This is a genomic window from Mycobacterium sp. NGS33 (genome assembly GCF_059812885.1).
Genome location: NZ_JCALDN010000002.1, coordinates 633,961 through 650,917 on the forward strand (window position 1 = coordinate 633,961; position 16,957 = coordinate 650,917).

7 protein-coding genes are annotated in these 16,957 nt (G+C 68.7%); 5 read left to right on the top strand and 2 right to left on the bottom strand.

Translation table 11 applies throughout. The features are described from left to right. Positions 1-57: 57 nt before the first annotated feature. A complete protein-coding gene (locus tag AC5Y5B_RS07020; RefSeq protein ID WP_500004575.1) occupies positions 58-1,299 on the top strand; it encodes an HNH endonuclease signature motif containing protein in 1,242 nt (413 codons plus the stop codon). A 103-nt stretch (positions 1,300-1,402) separates the two neighbouring features. Here AC5Y5B_RS07020 and AC5Y5B_RS07025 read toward each other — a convergent pair whose 3' ends face one another. Beyond that, entirely contained in the window at positions 1,403-2,869 is a 1,467-nt protein-coding gene (locus AC5Y5B_RS07025; protein WP_112631770.1) for an aldehyde dehydrogenase, read from the bottom strand. 83 nt (positions 2,870-2,952) lie between these two features. Here AC5Y5B_RS07025 and AC5Y5B_RS07030 point away from each other — a divergent pair, with 83 nt between their 5' ends. Beyond that, positions 2,953-4,302, top strand: coding sequence for a lipocalin-like domain-containing protein (locus tag AC5Y5B_RS07030; protein WP_500004578.1), 1,350 nt, complete (start codon positions 2,953-2,955; stop codon positions 4,300-4,302). Here the strand turns inward: AC5Y5B_RS07030 and AC5Y5B_RS07035 are convergent. Beyond that, a complete protein-coding gene (locus tag AC5Y5B_RS07035) occupies positions 4,285-5,436 on the bottom strand; it encodes an aromatic ring-hydroxylating oxygenase subunit alpha (protein WP_500004580.1) in 1,152 nt (383 codons plus the stop codon). The genes AC5Y5B_RS07030 and AC5Y5B_RS07035 overlap by 18 nt on opposite strands. Positions 5,437-5,476: 40 nt before the next feature. Between AC5Y5B_RS07035 and AC5Y5B_RS07040 the strand changes: the two genes are divergently transcribed. The 3 genes from AC5Y5B_RS07040 to AC5Y5B_RS07050 all read left to right on the top strand — a co-directional run bounded on the left by AC5Y5B_RS07040 (position 5,477) and on the right by AC5Y5B_RS07050 (position 16,945). Then, positions 5,477-6,373 (top strand): MerR family transcriptional regulator, encoded by an 897-nt coding sequence (locus tag AC5Y5B_RS07040; protein ID WP_500004582.1) that lies wholly within the window; start codon positions 5,477-5,479, stop codon positions 6,371-6,373. A 60-nt stretch (positions 6,374-6,433) separates the two neighbouring features. Then, positions 6,434-7,156 (top strand): DUF1906 domain-containing protein, encoded by a 723-nt coding sequence (locus AC5Y5B_RS07045; protein WP_112631766.1) that lies wholly within the window; start codon positions 6,434-6,436, stop codon positions 7,154-7,156. A 540-nt stretch (positions 7,157-7,696) separates the two neighbouring features. Beyond that, positions 7,697-16,945, top strand: a complete 9,249-nt coding sequence (locus tag AC5Y5B_RS07050; protein ID WP_500004584.1) for a fatty acid synthase subunit beta domain-containing protein — start codon at positions 7,697-7,699, stop codon at positions 16,943-16,945. The last annotated feature ends 12 nt before the right edge of the window (positions 16,946-16,957 follow it).

Here is a 16,957-nt window from a genome sequence, read left to right on the forward strand (position 1 = left end):
TTGGGGTCGGGAATCGGGCGGGCCGCATTTGTCGTACCCGGCTGCGATGACTGCGTCATGTCTCCGACCGCGACTGCAGCCAGCGTCGAAGCGTCCCCGAAGGAACGTCTCGAGGTGCTCTTCGAGGAGTTGGCGGAGTTGAGCGGTCAGCGCAATGCGATTGATGGGCGCATCGTGGAGATCGTGGCCGAGATCGAGCGCGACGAGTTGTGCGGGATGACCGGGGCGCGGTCGGTGTCGGCGTTGGTGGCCTGGAAGACGGGCTGCTCGCCGGCGCACGCGCACACGATCACCACCATCGCGAGCCGGCTACAGGAGTTCCCGCGCTGCGCTCAAGGCCTGCGGGAGGGCCGGCTGTCGGTCGATCAGGTCGGGGTGATCGCCGCGCGCGCCGGCGCGGGATCTGATGCCCATTACGAGCAGCTGGCCAACGTGGCCACGGTGACTCAGCTGCGCACCGCGATCAAGCTCGAACCCCGACCCGACCCCCCACCCGGGCCCGAGCCCCAGGGTTCGTTCACCGCGACCGCCACCGAGGCGGGCAGCTGTTATCGGATCACCCTGAGCCAGCTAGATGCCGCGAAGTTCGACGCCGCGGTGGCCTCGCACCGCGAGGCGCTGATCGCCGAATGGCAACGCGACCACGGCGCGGGGACCTTGGATCAGCGGCCCCCGATGCCTAACACCGTGGAGGCGTTTATGCGCCTGGTCGAGGCCGGCTGGGATGTTGAGGCGGCCCGGCGCCCGCACGGGCAGCACACCACCGTGGTGGTGCACCTCGATGTCGACAAGCCCGCCGCGGCACTGCATCTGGGTCCGCTACTCACCGACGCCGAACGCCGCTACCTGACCTGTGACGCCACGGGCGAAATCTGGTTCGAACGTCACGGCGAGGTCATCGGCGCCGGGCGGGCGACCCGGCTGATCAACCGGCGGTTGCGCCGCGCGCTGGAGCATCGCGACCGCAGCTGCGTGGTTCCCGGTTGTGGTGTGACCCGTGGGCTGCACGCCCATCACATCCGGCATTGGGAAGACGGTGGGCCCACCGAGTTGGCCAACCTGGTGCTGCTGTGCCCGTACCATCACCGGCTGCACCATCGCGGGAGCCTCGAGATCACCGGACCCGCACACGCACTGGTCGTCCGCGACGACGCCGGGCGCGTGCTGAGCCCGGGATCGCTGGCCCGCCCACCCACCACACCCCCACCCACCGTCGCGCCCTGTCCGGGACCAACCGGCGAGCGCGCCCAGTGGTGGTGGTACACCCCCTTCCAACCCCAACCACCACCAACCAACTAACTTGATGCGGCACCGGCCACGACGGCAAGGCATCGAAGTCGAAACACGTTGCGGCACACACTGATTACCGCGTAGTTGACGGCGGTCCCGACAACCGCAAACCCTAGAGCGGCGGCAGCTGCCCCTTGCAGATCAGCGTCTGCAGCTCGACGTACTCGTGCAAGCCCTCGGGCCCGAACTCGCGCCCGATGCCGGACTGCTTGAAGCCGCCGAAGGGTGCACCGATGTCCAAGGTGTACATGTTGATGCCGTAGGTGCCGGTGCGGACAGCGGCCGCGACCTCGAGGCCGTGTTCGATGTCGGCGGTCCACACCGAACCGGCCAAGCCGTAATCGGTTTCGTTGGCGATGCGGATCGCGTCGTCCTCGTCGCGGTAACGCAGCACGGTCAGCACCGGACCGAAAATCTCTTCCCGGGCGATGCGCATGTCGTTGGTGGCGTCGGCGAACAACGTCGGCTGCACATACCAGCCGCGCTCGGACGGGCTCTGTTCGCCACCGAGCACGACGCGAGCGCCTTCGCTGCGGCCCGACTTGATGTAGTCCTGGACGCGGCGCTGTTGTCGTTGGGCCACAAGCGGTCCGATGTCCGTCGACTCGTCGGTCGGGTCACCGACATTCAGCGCCGACATCATGCCGGCCAGCGCGTCGACGACCTCGTCATGTTTACGGTCGCTGACCAGGATCCGAGTCTGCGCCACGCAGGCCTGACCGTTGTTCATCAGTCCCGCGGACTTCAGGCCGGCCACCGTCTTGCCGATGTCGGCGTCGTCGAGAATGATGGCCGCGGACTTGCCGCCCAGCTCCAAGCTCACCCGCTTCAGCTGCTCGCCGCACAGCGCGGCGATCCGGCGCCCGACGGCACTGGAACCGGTGAACGCGATCTTGTCCACCCCGGGATGACGCACCAGCGCCTCACCGATCTCCGGGCCGCCGGGCAGCACCGACACAACACCGTCGGGCAACCCGATCTGCTCGATCATCTCGGCCAACCACAAGGCGTCCAACGGGGTTTCGGGCGCCGGCTTGATGATGACGGTGCAACCCGCGATCAGCGCCGGGATCAGCTTGGGCATGATCAGGAACTGCGGCACGTTCCACGGCACGATCGCCCCGACCACCCCGACCGGAGCCCTGCGCAGGTGTACTTCGCCGAGCACGCCCTGGCGGCGTTCCTCCCACGGGAACTCGCGGGCGGCGGCCAGCGCAAGGTGCATCAGCGCCGCCGCGGCCGCCCCCTGGCCCATTCGGCTGAAGCTGCGCGGCGACCCCATCTCGTCGGTGATGAGGTCGGCCATCTCGTCGGCGTGGCCGGCGTAGATTCCGGCGAGCTGTTCGACCTTGGCCATCCGCTCGGCATGGCTCATCCGCGGCCACGGACCGTGATCGAACGCCTGGCGGGCGGCCGCGACGGCGGCGTCGACGTCCTCGGGGCCGGCGACCTGGACATGCCCGACCGGCTCCTCGGAGTGTGGCGAGATCACCGCGAGCTGCTGGGGATTGACGGGCTTGCGCCATTGGCCCCCTATGAACACCTCGTTATAGGAGCGATGGTCGGAAGTCTTTGTCATCGGGGCACTTCCTCAGGGGATCGGTCCGCGACCGCAATTTCGCTATTCACGCTAACATAGCGAAAAAAGCAGCGAGGCCCGATATGACCAGCGATTGGCGCAGTTACCCGTTTCAGTTGGTGCCCGGCGACGACCAGTTGGAGTTTCCCGCCGCCGAAGGCGAACATGCCGACCAGGAGTCGGACACCTGGTTCATCGCCGGCCAGCTCGACGCCGCCGAGACCGATCGATCGTTTGCCTTCCTGACCATCTTCAACAAGAACCGGCCCGGGGGGACGGTGGTCGCCGACTTCTACACGATGGCGCTGTTCGACCTCGACACCGGCGACTACGGCACCTTCACCGATTACGACATGCCGCCGGCCAACATGGAGCCGGGCGCCCAGCCGAAGATGACGATGGCGTCGGGCCATCTCGACATCACCTATCACAGCAGCGCGGGAACCGCGTCGTGGACGACCGGTCGCAGCGGCGACGGCGAACTGCTGCCCTACACCTACCGGGTCAGCCTGGTCGGAACGGATCAGTGCGGTCGCCCCATGCGACTCGATCTGGCCGTAACACCCACGCGCGCACCGACACCGGTGGGTGCATCGACGTACAACGGAAAGATCGTCTGCTTCGGTCAAAGCGACACCTATTCCTATTTCCAGACCGGAATGGCGATGACCGGCACCTTGCGGTGGGGGGACACGGTCCAGCAGGTATCCGGCGCCAGCGGGCACGTCGATCGGCAGTGGTTTCCCAAGTACGCCGGCGGAGGCGGATCCGGGGGAGACCCGCGGGCCAGGTCCCACGAATGGCGCACGATCAACTTCGACAACGGCGTCGACCTGAGCATCTGGCGCCAGTTCGACCGCGTCAACGCCAATGCGCCGCAGCCGTTTACCGGCATCACCACAAGTCACCCCGACCCCGCGATCGCACCGCAATGCGCCGAAGACATCGAGGTCACGGTCAGCAGCTACGTGCGATGGCCGGAGGCCGTGCGGCCCCTGGTGCGACCGCTCGCGCCGGCGCGGTACATGCCCGACCGGCACCGGATCACCTGTCCCACACTGAAACTGGACCTCGTGGGGGAGCCGCTGGTGCCCGCCCCCGCGCACGGGCTGCCGATCGAGTACATGGAGGGCCCCTACCGTTACCGCGGAACCATGTGGGGAGAACCGGTGACGGGCTTCGCTTTCAACGAGCGCTCCCTCGCGCTCTACCGGGACTGGGAACTCGTCGAGGTGCTGTCCACCACCGTCGCGAACCTGGCGCCGCCGGAACCCGGACTGCAGGCGATGGTGGATCAGGTGGTGCCGTTGGTGGCCGCCGGGCGGCGCAAGGACGCCGTCGAGCTGCTGTTCAGCTCGGCGCCCGTCGAAAACGGTGCGCTGGCAAAGCTTCTCGATGATCTGATCGCGGTGCTGTCAGCCGACGGCGGCTGAGTGCGAGAGCGCCTGGGCCCACGTGATGTGGCGATGCTGCAAGCCCGGCTCGTTGCGGCCGAACACCAGGTGATCGCGCACGCCGGACTCCAGATTGGCTTGCAGCCCCTCGACCAGCCGGTAGTCCTCGTCGCGCACGGTGGCGTGCGCGTACTCGAAGACGGCCTGCGCGCCGGCGGCCACCGCTTCGTCGGACAGGTTCTGCGGAGTTGCGTTCTGGTGGACGGTGATTGACCTGCCCGGCCGGTCGCCGGGGTAGACACGGAACAGCTCGCCGTTGGCGATGGTCACCGACAGCACGATGTTGGGGAACAGCGCATAGATCACCACCATGTTGTGGAACGGATTCCACTGATCCTCGGGCACGTTGTCGAGCTCGAGGATCGTGTTGAGCGGGAAGATCAGCCGGTGGTGCGGCCCGTAGGAGTCGAACACCGTGCAGTTGCTGCGCGCGATGGTGGCAAAGGTCTGCTGATGGACGGTGGCGAAGTGGTAGTTCTCGGCAAAGGTGTCGATCGCCAGTTTCCAGTTGATCGGGGAGTCCAGCACCTTCTCGCCCAGCGGTGACCACCGCCCGATGCCCCACGAGTCCAACTCCTCGGCGAGCGGGCCCAGGTGTGTGGCCACATCCAATGTCGCCCCGGGATCCAGTGCCACCCAAAGGAATCCAGCGAACTCCGTGGCTGGGAGTTCGGTCAGGCCATCGGACTTGATGGTCACTTCCGGGAACCCCTCGCGTCCCGGAAGTGCCACCAAGCGCCCGGTGTTGTCGTACGTCCAGGCGTGGTACGGGCAGGTGAACCGCTTGGCGGTGCCGCATCCGGTCACCACCTGCGACTGGCGGTGCAGGCACACGTTGTCGAACGCCCGGACCGATCCATCGGACGTTCTGGTCAGCAGGATGGACCGCCCCATCACCGTCTTGGTGCAATACGCGCCGGGAGCGGGAAGTTCCGAGACGTAGCCGACCAGTTGAGGACTGGCGAGCAGCATGGCCCGGTCCAGGTCGTGTCGCTCGATGCCCGTGTAGTCCCGCGCGTCGACGGTGTGCTGCTCGGGAGCGAGGTCGGTCGTCTTGTCCCGCGCCAACTTCAACGCGCGCCGGGTCAGGTCGATCAGCTGACCGTGTTCCATCCGCCCAGTACAGACCTTGTCACAGTTGTAAGGTCAAGGGGTGGCTGAGCAGTTGCTGATCGGCGACGTCACGGCCTTGACCGGCATCGCTTCCGGCCGTATTCGCCATTACGAGAAAATCGGTCTGCTGCGCGCGCAACATCTGTCCAACGGGTACCGCGTCTTCGGCGTCGAGCAGGTTCTCGACTTGTTGCGCATCGACCTGATGCGAAGCCTCGGCGTCGGTATCAACGACATTCAGCGGCTGATGCAGGGTGGACACAGCACGCTGGCCGGCCTGCTCGACCAGCACCGCACGCTGCTGATCCAGGAACGTGATCGGCTCGACCAACTGATTCGGGCCATCGACCAATCCTGCGCCGCCACCGAATGTTCCGGCACGGACCTCAACGAACACATCCTGCACCGGTTGGCCACGACGCACCGCGACAGCATCGGCGTGATCGGCCGGCTGAGCGCCCCGCTGTCGGCGCCGGTCGCCGCCATGTACGCGGGCCTGTTCGAGGAGTGGGAGTTACCGGTTCCCGCCTTGTTCGGGCAAATGGTGCTGCCGAGCGCGGCGAGCACCTTGTTGTCGCGGCTGGCCGAGACGCCGGGCCATGAGGTGCTGTTCGCCCGGTTGCGCAGCCTGGCGGCGGACGTGATCGCGCTCGGCGAAGACGATTCGGCGGCGGCCGAGCTTGCGCGCCGTTGGATCGACCAGCAGCTGGCCGACCCGCTGCCCGATGACGTCGTCGCTGTGCTGCGGGAAGTGCGACCGCTGCTGGAGCACGACCCGGTGATCGTGCAGGGCTTTCGCGCCTGGGCGGCCTCGATCAGCCCGGCGGCCGCGCACTTCCTCGAGGAGATCGCCCAGCAGGCCGCTCGTCGCGGATTGGAGGCCGTGAGCGTCATCGTGCTCCCCGAGCACGTTCAAACGAACCAGGCGGCGTTGTGATACAGATGTGACCCGTGTGATCAACGTGTCATATGGTGCTCCTGTCGTACCCTGTGGTTTGTGTCCTCCGTTTCGCGACGCGACCTGCTCAAACTCGCGGCCGCCGCCCCGGCCCTGCTGGGCCTCGGCGCCGCGGGAGCGTCCCTGGGCGCCGCACCGGCGTCGGGCTCGCTCGGCACCCTGCTGGATTACGCGGCCGGGGTCATTCCGGCCAGCCAGATCAGGGCCGCGGGGGCGGTGGGGTCGATCCGGTACGTCTCGGATCGTCGCCCCGGCGGCAACTGGATGCTCGGCAAGCCGATCCAGGTCGCCGAAGCGCGCGACCTCAATAGCAACGGGCTCAAGATCGTGTCGTGCTATCAGTACGGCAAGGGCAGCACCGCGGACTGGCTGGGCGGCGCCAACGCCGGCCTGCAGCACGCGCAGCGCGGGATGCAGCTGCACGCCGCGGCCGGCGGGCCCGCCAGCGCACCCATTTACGCCTCGATCGACGACGACCCCTCCTACGAGCAGTACAAGAGCCAGGTGGCGCCGTATCTGCGGTCGTGGGAGTCGGTGATCGGTCATCAGCGCACAGGCGTGTACGCCAATTCGAAAACCATCGACTGGGCGCTGCACGATGGATTGGGCTCTTACTTCTGGCAGCACAACTGGGGCTCGCCCAAGGGATACGCCCACCCGGCGGCCAATCTGCACCAGGTTGAAATCGACAAACGCAGCGTCGGCGGGGTCGGCGTGGACATCAACGAGATCCTCAAGCCCGAATTCGGGCAGTGGGCCTAGGCCCCGCTCCCGTCGTCTAGACCGGCCGGGGCGCCGGACTCTTAAAATTTCCAGCAAACACTCGTTCGCTCATTTTCCGGAGGGGTGCGAGCGGGCATTCGTCGCCCGTCGCCGCCGAAGGCCCCATGACGGCGCTCCGCGACCCAAAAATTTTATATAACGATTCGATAACAAGACTGCCTTGATCTGCGCAGTTATAGCTACTCGACCGTAACCACCTGCATGCAGCGGGTTTGTTAACCGGGTCCGTGCCGCCGCTGAAACCGCGTGTTACCCAGGACACGGTTACCCATGCGTAGAACTCACCAGTAACCGATCAGCACGCGAAACAAGCGCCGATCCTTATGACACTCTTAGTACAGCCGATGGAGTCCGTCGCGCCGCTTCGCACCACTGAGGCGGTCCGCCGACAACGCACCGGCCGGCCGTTTTTCCGGCTGTGATTCGACGCCGAACCACGCCGCATCGACAGAGCCCCGCCAGGCGGTGGTGACCGCCAGACGACGAGACCTAAAGACGCATACAGGGGAGACAGACAAGGTGACGATCCACGAGCACGACCGGGTGTCCGCCGACCGCGACGGCCAGGGCAAGGTCCCACAAGCCGGGGACACCCACGCCCTTGTCGACCGCCTGACGGCCGGCGAGCCCTACGCCGTGGCTTTCGGTGGCCAGGGCAGCGCTTGGCTGGAGACGCTCGAAGAGTTGGTGTCGGCGGCCGGCATCGAGTCCGACCTGGCAACGCTGGTCGGTGAGGTGAGCCTGCTCCTCGAGCCGGTGGCCAAAGAGCTCGTCGTGGTCCGTCCGATCGGTTTCGAGCCGCTGACCTGGGTGCGGGCGCTGGCGGCCGAAGACCCCGTCCCCTCGGACAAGCACCTGACGTCCGCCGCGGTGTCGATACCCGGCGTGCTGCTCACCCAGATCGCGGCCGTGCGTGCGCTGGCGCGGCAGGGCATGGACCTCAAGGCGACGCCTCCGGTGGCCGTGGCCGGACATTCCCAGGGAGTTCTCGCCGTCGAGGCGCTGAAGGCCGGGGGTGCCCGCGACGTGGAGCTGCTGGCGTTGGCCCAGCTGATCGGCGCGGCCGGGACGCTGGTGGCCCGTCGGCGCGGAATCTCGGTCCTCGGCGATCGCCCCCCCATGGTGTCGGTCACCAACGCCGATCCCGACCGCATCGGCCGGCTGCTCGACGAGTTCGCGCAGGACGTGCGCACCGTCCTGCCGCCCGTCTTGTCCATCCGCAACGGCCGCCGTTCGGTCGTCATCACCGGCACCCCGGAACAGCTGTCCCGCTTCGAGCTGTACTGCCAGCAGATCTCGGAGAAGGAAGAGGCCGACCGAAAGAACAAGCTGCGCGGCGGCGACGTCTTTTCGCCGGTCTTCGATCCGGTGCAGGTCGAGGTGGGCTTCCACACGCCCCGGCTGGCCGACGGCATCGACATCGTCGGCGGCTGGGCCGAGAAGGTCGGCCTGGACGTCGAGCTGGCCCGGCAACTCACCGAGTCGATCCTGGTGCGTCCGGTCGACTGGGTCGAGGAGATCACCCGGGTCAACGACGCCGGCGCTCGCTGGATCCTCGACCTGGGGCCCGGCGACATCCTGACCCGCCTGACCGCGCCCGTGATTCGCGGCCTCGGGGTGGGCATCGTGCCGGCCGCGACCCGCGGCGGTCAGCGCAACCTGTTCACCGTCGGCGCCGTCCCCGAGGTGGCGCGGGCCTGGTCAAGCTACGCCCCGACGCTGGTCCGCCTGCCCGACGGCCGGGTCAAGCTCTCGACGAAATTCACCCGGCTGACCGGCCGCTCGCCGATCCTGCTGGCCGGCATGACCCCGACGACCGTGGACGCCAAGATCGTGGCCGCCGCGGCCAACGCCGGGCACTGGGCCGAGCTGGCCGGCGGCGGGCAGGTCACCGAGGAGATCTTCGCCGACCGCGTCGCGGAGCTCGCTGAGCTCCTGGAGCCGGGCCGCACCTACCAGTTCAACGCGCTGTTCCTGGACCCGTACCTGTGGAAGCTGCAGGTCGGCGGCAAGCGGCTGGTGCAAAAGGCGCGGCAGTCCGGGGCGGCCATCGACGGCCTGGTGATCAGCGCCGGCATCCCGGATCTGGAGGAGGCCGTCGAGCTGATCGAGGAGCTCGGCGAAGTCGGCATCAGTCACGTCGTCTTCAAGCCCGGCACCGTCGAGCAGATCCGCTCGGTGATCCGCATCGCCACCGAGGTGTCCACCAAGCCGGTGATCGCCCACATCGAGGGCGGCCGCGCCGGTGGCCACCACTCCTGGGAAGACCTCGACGACCTGCTGCTGGCGACCTACTCGGAACTGCGGTCGCGCTCCAACATCACCGTCTGCGTCGGCGGCGGCATCGGCACGCCCGAACGGGCGGCTGAATACCTGTCCGGCCGCTGGGCGCAGGCATACGGCTTCCCCCTGATGCCCATCGACGGCATCCTGGTCGGCACCGCGGCGATGGCCGCCAAGGAGGCGACCACGTCGCCGTCGGTGAAGCGGATGCTGGTCGAAACCCAGGGCACCGACCAGTGGATCGGCGCCGGAAAAGCCTCGGGCGGAATGGCATCGAGCCGCAGCCAGCTCGGCGCGGACATCCATGAGATCGACAACAGCGCCTCGCGGTGCGGCCGGCTGCTCGACGAGGTCGCCGGTGACGCGGACGCCGTCGCACAGCGTCGCGACGAGATCATCGCGGCGATGGCCAACACCGCCAAGCCGTACTTCGGCGATGTCGGTGACATGACCTACCTGCGGTGGCTGCAGCGCTACGTCGAGCTGGCCATCGGCGACGGCGACTCCACCGCCGACACCGCTTCACCGGGCAGCCCCTGGCTGGCCGACACCTGGCGCGACCGCTTCCAGCAGATGCTGCAGCGGGCCGAAGCCCGGTTGCACGCACAGGATTTCGGTCCTATCGAGACGATGTACAACGACGAAGCGCTGCTGGAGAACCCCGAGGCGGCGATCGATCTGCTGCTCGACCGTTATCCCGAGGCCGAGTCGGTGCAGCTGCACCCGGCCGACGTCCCGTTCTTCGTCACGCTGTGCAAGACGCCGGGCAAGCCGGTCAACTTCGTGCCGGTGATCGACAAGGACGTGCGCCGCTGGTGGCGCAGCGACTCGCTGTGGCAGGCGCACGACGCCCGCTACGACGCCGATCAGGTGTGCATCATCCCGGGCACCGCGGCCGTCGCCGGCATCACCCGGATGGACGAGCCCGTCGGTGAACTGCTGGACCGCTTCGAGCAGGCGGCCGTCGACGAGGCGCTCGCCGCCGGACTCGAGCCGGTGGTCGTCACGTCGCGCCGGACCGGCCGCGCCGATGTGACGGGACCGCTGGCCGTGGTGCTGGACGCCCCGGACGTGCAGTGGGCGGGTCGCACCGCGATCAACCCGGTCCATCGGATCGCCGATCCGGCCGAGTGGCTTGTGCATGACGGGCCCGAGAGCCGCCGCGCCACCCATTCGTCCACCGGGGCCCGGCTGCAGGTCGAAGGCGACCGCGTCGTCCTCAGCGTGCCGTTGTCGGGCACGTGGATCGACATTCCATTCGCGTTGCCGCCCAACACCGTTGACGGTGCTACCCCGGTGGTCTCCACCGGGGACGCCGCCACCGCCATGCGGGCAGTGCTGGCCATCGCGGCCGGCGTCGACGGGCCGGACTTCTTGCCCGCGGTCACCGACGGCACGGCCACAGCCACGGTGGACTGGGACCCCGAGCGGGTCGCCGACCACACCGGCGTCACGGCCACCTTCGGAGAACCGTTGGCGCCCAGCCTCACCACCGTGCCCGACGCCCTCGTCGGGCCGTGCTGGCCTGCCGTCTTCTCGGCGATCGGCTCGGCCGTCACCGACGCCGGCGTCCCGGTGGTCGAGGGCCTGCTGAGCCTGGTGCATCTGGATCACGCCGCCCACATGGTCGGCGCGCTGCCGAAGGTCCAGTCGCAATTGACAATCGCTGCAACGGCTTCGGCGGCCATCGACACGGACATGGGGCGCGTCGTTCCCGTCTCGGTGACCATCACCGATACCGAAGGTCAGGTGATCGCCTCCCTCGCCGAGCGGTTTGCCATCCTGGGTCGCACCGGTGGCGCCGAACTGACCGAGCCGACGCGCGCGGGTGGTGCCGTCTCGCAGAACGCGACCGACACCCCGCGTCGGCGCCGCCGCGACGTCACCATCACCGCCCCGGTCGACATGCGTCCGTTCGCCGTCGTCTCCGGTGACCACAACCCCATCCACACCGACCGGGCCGCCGCGCTGCTGGCCGGCCTGGAATCGCCCATCGTGCACGGCATGTGGCTGTCGGCCGCCGCCCAGCACGCGGTGACCGCCACCGATGGTCAGGCCCGCCCGCCGGCGCGGCTGATCGGCTGGACCGCCCGCTTCCTGGGCATGGTGCGGCCCGGTGACGAGGTCGCGTTCCGCGTCGACCGTGTCGGAATCGACCAGGGCGCAGAGGTTTTGGAGGTCACCGCCAAGGTCGGATCCGACCTGGTGATGTCGGCGACGGCACGCCTGGCGGCCCCGCACACCGTCTATGCGTTCCCCGGTCAGGGAATTCAGCACAAGGGCATGGGCATGGATGTGCGCGCCCGGTCCAAGGCCGCCCGCAAGGTGTGGGACAAGGCCGACAAGTTCACCCGCGACACCCTGGGCTTCTCGGTCCTGCACGTGGTGCGCGACAACCCGACCAGCATCATCGCCAGCGGTGTGCACTACAACCACCCCGAGGGCGTGCTGTACCTGACGCAGTTCACCCAGGTCGCGATGGCCACGGTGGCGGCCGCGCAGGTCGCCGAGATGCGCGAGCAAGGTGCCTTCGTGGAGGGTGCGATCGCCTGCGGCCACTCCGTCGGCGAGTACACCGCGCTGGCCTGTGTCACCGGCATCTACGAGCTGGAAGCCTTGCTGGAGACGGTGTTTCACCGCGGCTCGAAGATGCACGACATCGTGCCGCGCGATGAGCTGGGCCGGTCCAACTACCGGCTGGCGGCGATTCGGCCGTCGCAGATCGACCTGCCCGACGACGAGGTCCCCGGGTTTGTCGCGGGGATCGCAGAGAGCACCGGCGAGTTCCTGGAGATCGTCAACTTCAACCTGCGCGGTTCCCAGTACGCGATCGCCGGCACGGTGCGCGGCCTGGAAGCGCTCGAGGAAGAGGTGGAGCGGCGTCGCGAAATCACCGGCGGCAAGCGCTCGTTCATCTTGGTGCCCGGTATCGACGTGCCCTTCCACTCGCGCGTGCTGCGGGTCGGTGTGGCGGAGTTCCGGCGGTCGCTGGACCGAGTGATGCCGCGCGACAAGGATCCCGACGTCATCATCGGCCGCTACATCCCCAACCTGGTGCCCCGTCCGTTCACCCTGGACCGCGACTTCATTCAGGAGATCCGCGACCTGGTGCCCGCCGAGCCGCTGGATGCGATCCTCGCCGACTACGACACCTGGCTTGCCGAACGGCGCATCGAGATGGCACGCATCGTCCTGATCGAGCTGCTGGCATGGCAGTTCGCCAGCCCGGTGCGCTGGATCGAAACCCAGGACCTGCTGTTCACCGAGGAGGCCGCCGGCGGCCTCGGCGTGGAGCGGTTCGTCGAGATCGGTGTGAAGTCCGCACCGACCGTCGCGGGCCTGGCCACCAACACCCTCAAGCTGCCCGAATATGCCCACAGCACAGTCGAAGTGCTCAACGCCGAGCGCGACGCGGCGGTGTTGTTCGCCACCGACACCGACCCCGAGCCGGAGCCCGAAGACGAGCCGGCGGCGCCCGCCGAGAGCGCGTCGGCGCCGGAGGCGTCCGCGGCGGCCCCGGCGGTCCCCGCCGCGCCGACGGCGCCGTCGGGTGCGGCACGACCGGACGACCTCGTGTTCGACGCCGCCGACGCCACGCTGGCGCTGATCGCGCTGTCGGCCAAGATGCGCATCGATCAGATCGAGGAGCTGGACTCCATCGAATCCATCACCGACGGCGCGTCGTCGCGACGCAACCAGCTGCTGGTGGACCTGGGCTCGGAGCTGAACCTGGGCGCCATCGACGGCGCCGCCGAAGCCGACCTGGCCGGGCTGCGCGCGCAGGTAACCAAGCTGGCACGCACCTACAAGCCTTACGGCCCAGTGCTTTCCGACGCCATTAACGATCAGCTCCGCACGGTGTTGGGGCCCTCCGGCAAGCGGCCGGCCGCCATCGCCGAGCGGGTCAAGAAGACCTGGGAGCTCGGCGAGGGCTGGGCCAAGCACGTCACGGTGGAGGTCGCGCTGGGAACCCGTGAGGGCACCAGTGTGCGGGGTGGCGCCATGGGCCACCTGCACGAGGGCGCGCTGGCCGACGCCGCCTCCGTCGACAAAGCGATTGACGCCGCGGTGGCTTCCGTGGCGGCGCGTCGTGGGATCGCGGTGGCGCTGCCGTCTTCGGGCGGTGGCGGCGGCGGTGCGGCCATCGACGCCGCCGCGCTGGGCGAATTCACCGAGCAGATCACCGGCCGCGACGGCGTGCTGGCCTCGGCGGCGCGCCTGGTGCTCAACCAGCTGGGCCTCGACGACCCGGTCAGCGCCTCGCCGGCGGCCACCGACGCCGAGCTCATCGACCTGGTGACCGCCGAACTCGGCGCCGACTGGCCGCGGCTGGTGGCACCGGTGTTCGAGCCGAAGAAGGCCGTGCTGTTCGACGACCGGTGGGCCAGCGCGCGCGAAGACCTGGTCAAGCTGTGGCTGGCCGACGAGGGCGACATCGATGCCCGGTGGGTGGAGCTGTCCGAAAGGTTCGAGGGCGCAGGCCATGTGGTGGCCACCCAGGCCACCTGGTGGCAGGGCAAGGCCCTGTCCGCGGGCCGCCAGATCCACGCGTCGTTGTACGGCCGCATCGCGGCCGGCGCCGAGAACCCGGACCCGGGCCCGTACAGCAGCGAGGTCGCCGTCGTGACGGGCGCCTCCAAGGGCTCGATCGCCGCGTCGGTCGTCGGGCGGCTGCTCGACGGCGGGGCCACCGTCATCGCCACGACGTCCAAGCTCGACGACGAGCGGCTGGCGTTCTACCGCGGGCTCTACCGCGACCACGCCCGGTACGGTGCGGCGCTGTGGGTGGTGGCCGCCAACATGGCGTCCTACTCCGACATCGATGCGCTGGTCGAATGGGTGGGCACCGAGCAGACCGAAAGCCTTGGGCCGCAATCGATTCACATCAAGGATGCGCAGACCCCGACGCTGCTGTTCCCGTTTGCCGCACCGCGGGTCGCCGGTGACCTCTCCGAGGCCGGCTCGCGCTCCGAGATGGAGATGAAGGTGCTGCTGTGGGCGGTCCAGCGGCTCATCGGTGGCCTGTCGAAGATCGGCGCCGAGCGCGACATCGCGTCCCGGCTGCACGTGGTGCTGCCGGGTTCACCGAACCGCGGAATGTTCGGCGGTGACGGCGCCTACGGTGAGGCCAAGTCGGCGCTGGACGCCTTGGTGAGCCGCTGGCACGCCGAGTCGTCCTGGGCGGCCCGGGTCAGCCTGGCGCACGCGCTGATCGGTTGGACCCGCGGCACCGGACTGATGGGCCACAACGACGCCATCGTCGACGCGGTCGAGGAGGCCGGCGTCACCACCTACTCCACCGACGAGATGGCGGCAATGCTGCTGGCGCTCTGCGACGTCGAGTCCAAGGTGGCCGCGGCGGGCGCGCCGATCAAGGCGGACCTGACCGGCGGGCTGGGCGAGGCCAACCTCGACATGGCCGAGCTTGCCGCCAAGGCCCGCGAGCAGGCCACGTCAACGTCGGACGAGTCTGCCGACGAGGCCGCCGCCGAGGGCACCATTGCCGCGCTGCCGGCCCCGCCGCGCGGCTTCACCCCGGCGCCACCCCCGGAATGGGCGGACCTCGACGTGGACCCGGCCGATCTGGTGGTCATCGTCGGCGGCGCGGAGCTCGGGCCGTACGGCTCGTCGCGGACCCGCTTCGAGATGGAGGTGGACAACGAACTGTCGGCGGCCGGCGTGTTGGAGCTGGCCTGGACCACCGGCTTGATCCGCTGGGAGGATGACCCCCAACCCGGTTGGTACGACACGCAATCCGGTGACCTGGTCGACGAGTCCGAGTTGGTCGAGCGCTATCACGACACCGTCGTGGAGCGTTGCGGCATCCGTGAATTCGTCGACGACGGCGCGATCGACCCCGATCACGCGTCGCCGCTGCTGGTGTCGGTGTTCCTGGACAAGGACTTCGCGTTCGTGGTCTCCTCGGAGGCCGACGCTCGCGCCTTCGTCGAGTTCGATCCGGAACACACCGTCATCCGGCCGGTGCCCGACTCCAGCGACTGGCAGGTGATCCGCAAGGCCGGCACCGAGATTCGGGTGCCGCGCAAGACCAAGCTGTCGCGGACCGTCGGCGCGCAGATTCCCACCGGGTTCGATCCGACCGTGTTCGGCATCAGCCAGGACATGGCCAGCTCGACCGACCGGGTCGCGCTGTGGAACATCGTCGCGACCGTCGACGCGTTCCTGTCGTCGGGATTCACCCCCGCCGAGTTGATGCGCTGGGTGCACCCGGGCCTGGTGGCCAGCACGCAGGGCACCGGCATGGGCGGCATGACGTCGATGCAGACGATGTATCACGGCAACCTGCTCGGCCGGAACAAGCCGAACGACATCCTGCAAGAAGTCCTGCCGAATGTCGTTGCCGCGCACGTCATCCAGAGCTATGTCGGGAGCTACGGCGCGATGATCCACCCGGTGGGCGCCTGCGCCACCGCGGCGGTGTCGGTCGAGGAGGGCGTCGACAAGATCCGCCTCGGCAAGGCCGAGCTGGTGGTCGCCGGCGGATTCGACGACCTGACGCTGGAAGCCATCATCGGATTCGGTGACATGGCGGCCACCGCCGACACCTCGATGATGCGCGGCCGCGGCATCCACGACTCGAAGTTCTCCCGGCCCAACGATCGTCGCCGGCTGGGATTCCTCGAGGCGCAGGGCGGCGGCACAATCCTGCTGGCGCGCGGCGACCTGGCGCTCAAGATGGGCCTGCCGGTGCTGGCCGTGGTGGCCTACGCGCAGTCGTTCGCCGACGGCGTGCACACGTCGATCCCGGCGCCGGGGCTGGGCGCGCTGGGCGCCGGTCGCGGCGGCAAGGATTCGGCGCTGGCCCGGTCGCTGGACAAGCTCGGGGTGGGCGCCGACGACATCGCGGTGATCTCCAAGCACGACACGTCGACGTTGGCCAACGATCCCAACGAGACCGAACTGCACGAGCGGCTGGCCGACTCGCTCGGCCGCTCCGAGGGCGCTCCGCTGTTCGTGGTGTCGCAGAAGAGCCTCACCGGGCACGCCAAGGGCGGCGCGGCGGTCTTCCAGATGATGGGCCTGTGCCAGATGCTGCGCGACGGGGTGATCCCACCGAACCGCAGCCTGGATTGCGTCGACGACGAGCTGGCCGGCTCGGCCCACTTCGTCTGGGTGCGCGAGACGCTGCGGCTCGGGGAGAAGTTCCCGCTCAAGGCCGGCTTGGTGACAAGCCTTGGCTTCGGCCATGTTTCGGGACTGGTGGCGCTGGTGCACCCGCAGGCGTTCGTCGCCGCGCTCGACCCGCAGCAGCGCGCGGATTACCAGCGGCGCGCGGAGGCGCGCCTGCTGGCCGGTCAGCGGCGGCTGGCGTCGGCGATCGCCGGTGGCGCGCCGATGTACGAGCGCCCGCCGAACCGTCGCTTCGACCATGACGAGTCGGAGAAGCGTCAGGAGGCGGCGATGCTGCTGAATCCGGATTCGCGCCTGGGTGACGGCGACGCCTACCAGGTCTCCGCCGGATGACGTCGGTCCGTT

Coding starts and splice junctions, on each gene's coding strand:
- AC5Y5B_RS07030 (WP_500004578.1), top strand. CDS start 2,953: ATGACCAGCGATTGGCGCAGTTACCCGTTTCAGTTGGTGCCCGGCGAC.
- AC5Y5B_RS07035 (WP_500004580.1), bottom strand. CDS start 5,436: ATGGAACACGGTCAGCTGATCGACCTGACCCGGCGCGCGTTGAAGTTG.
- AC5Y5B_RS07025 (WP_112631770.1), bottom strand. CDS start 2,869: ATGACAAAGACTTCCGACCATCGCTCCTATAACGAGGTGTTCATAGGG.
- AC5Y5B_RS07020 (WP_500004575.1), top strand. CDS start 58: ATGTCTCCGACCGCGACTGCAGCCAGCGTCGAAGCGTCCCCGAAGGAA.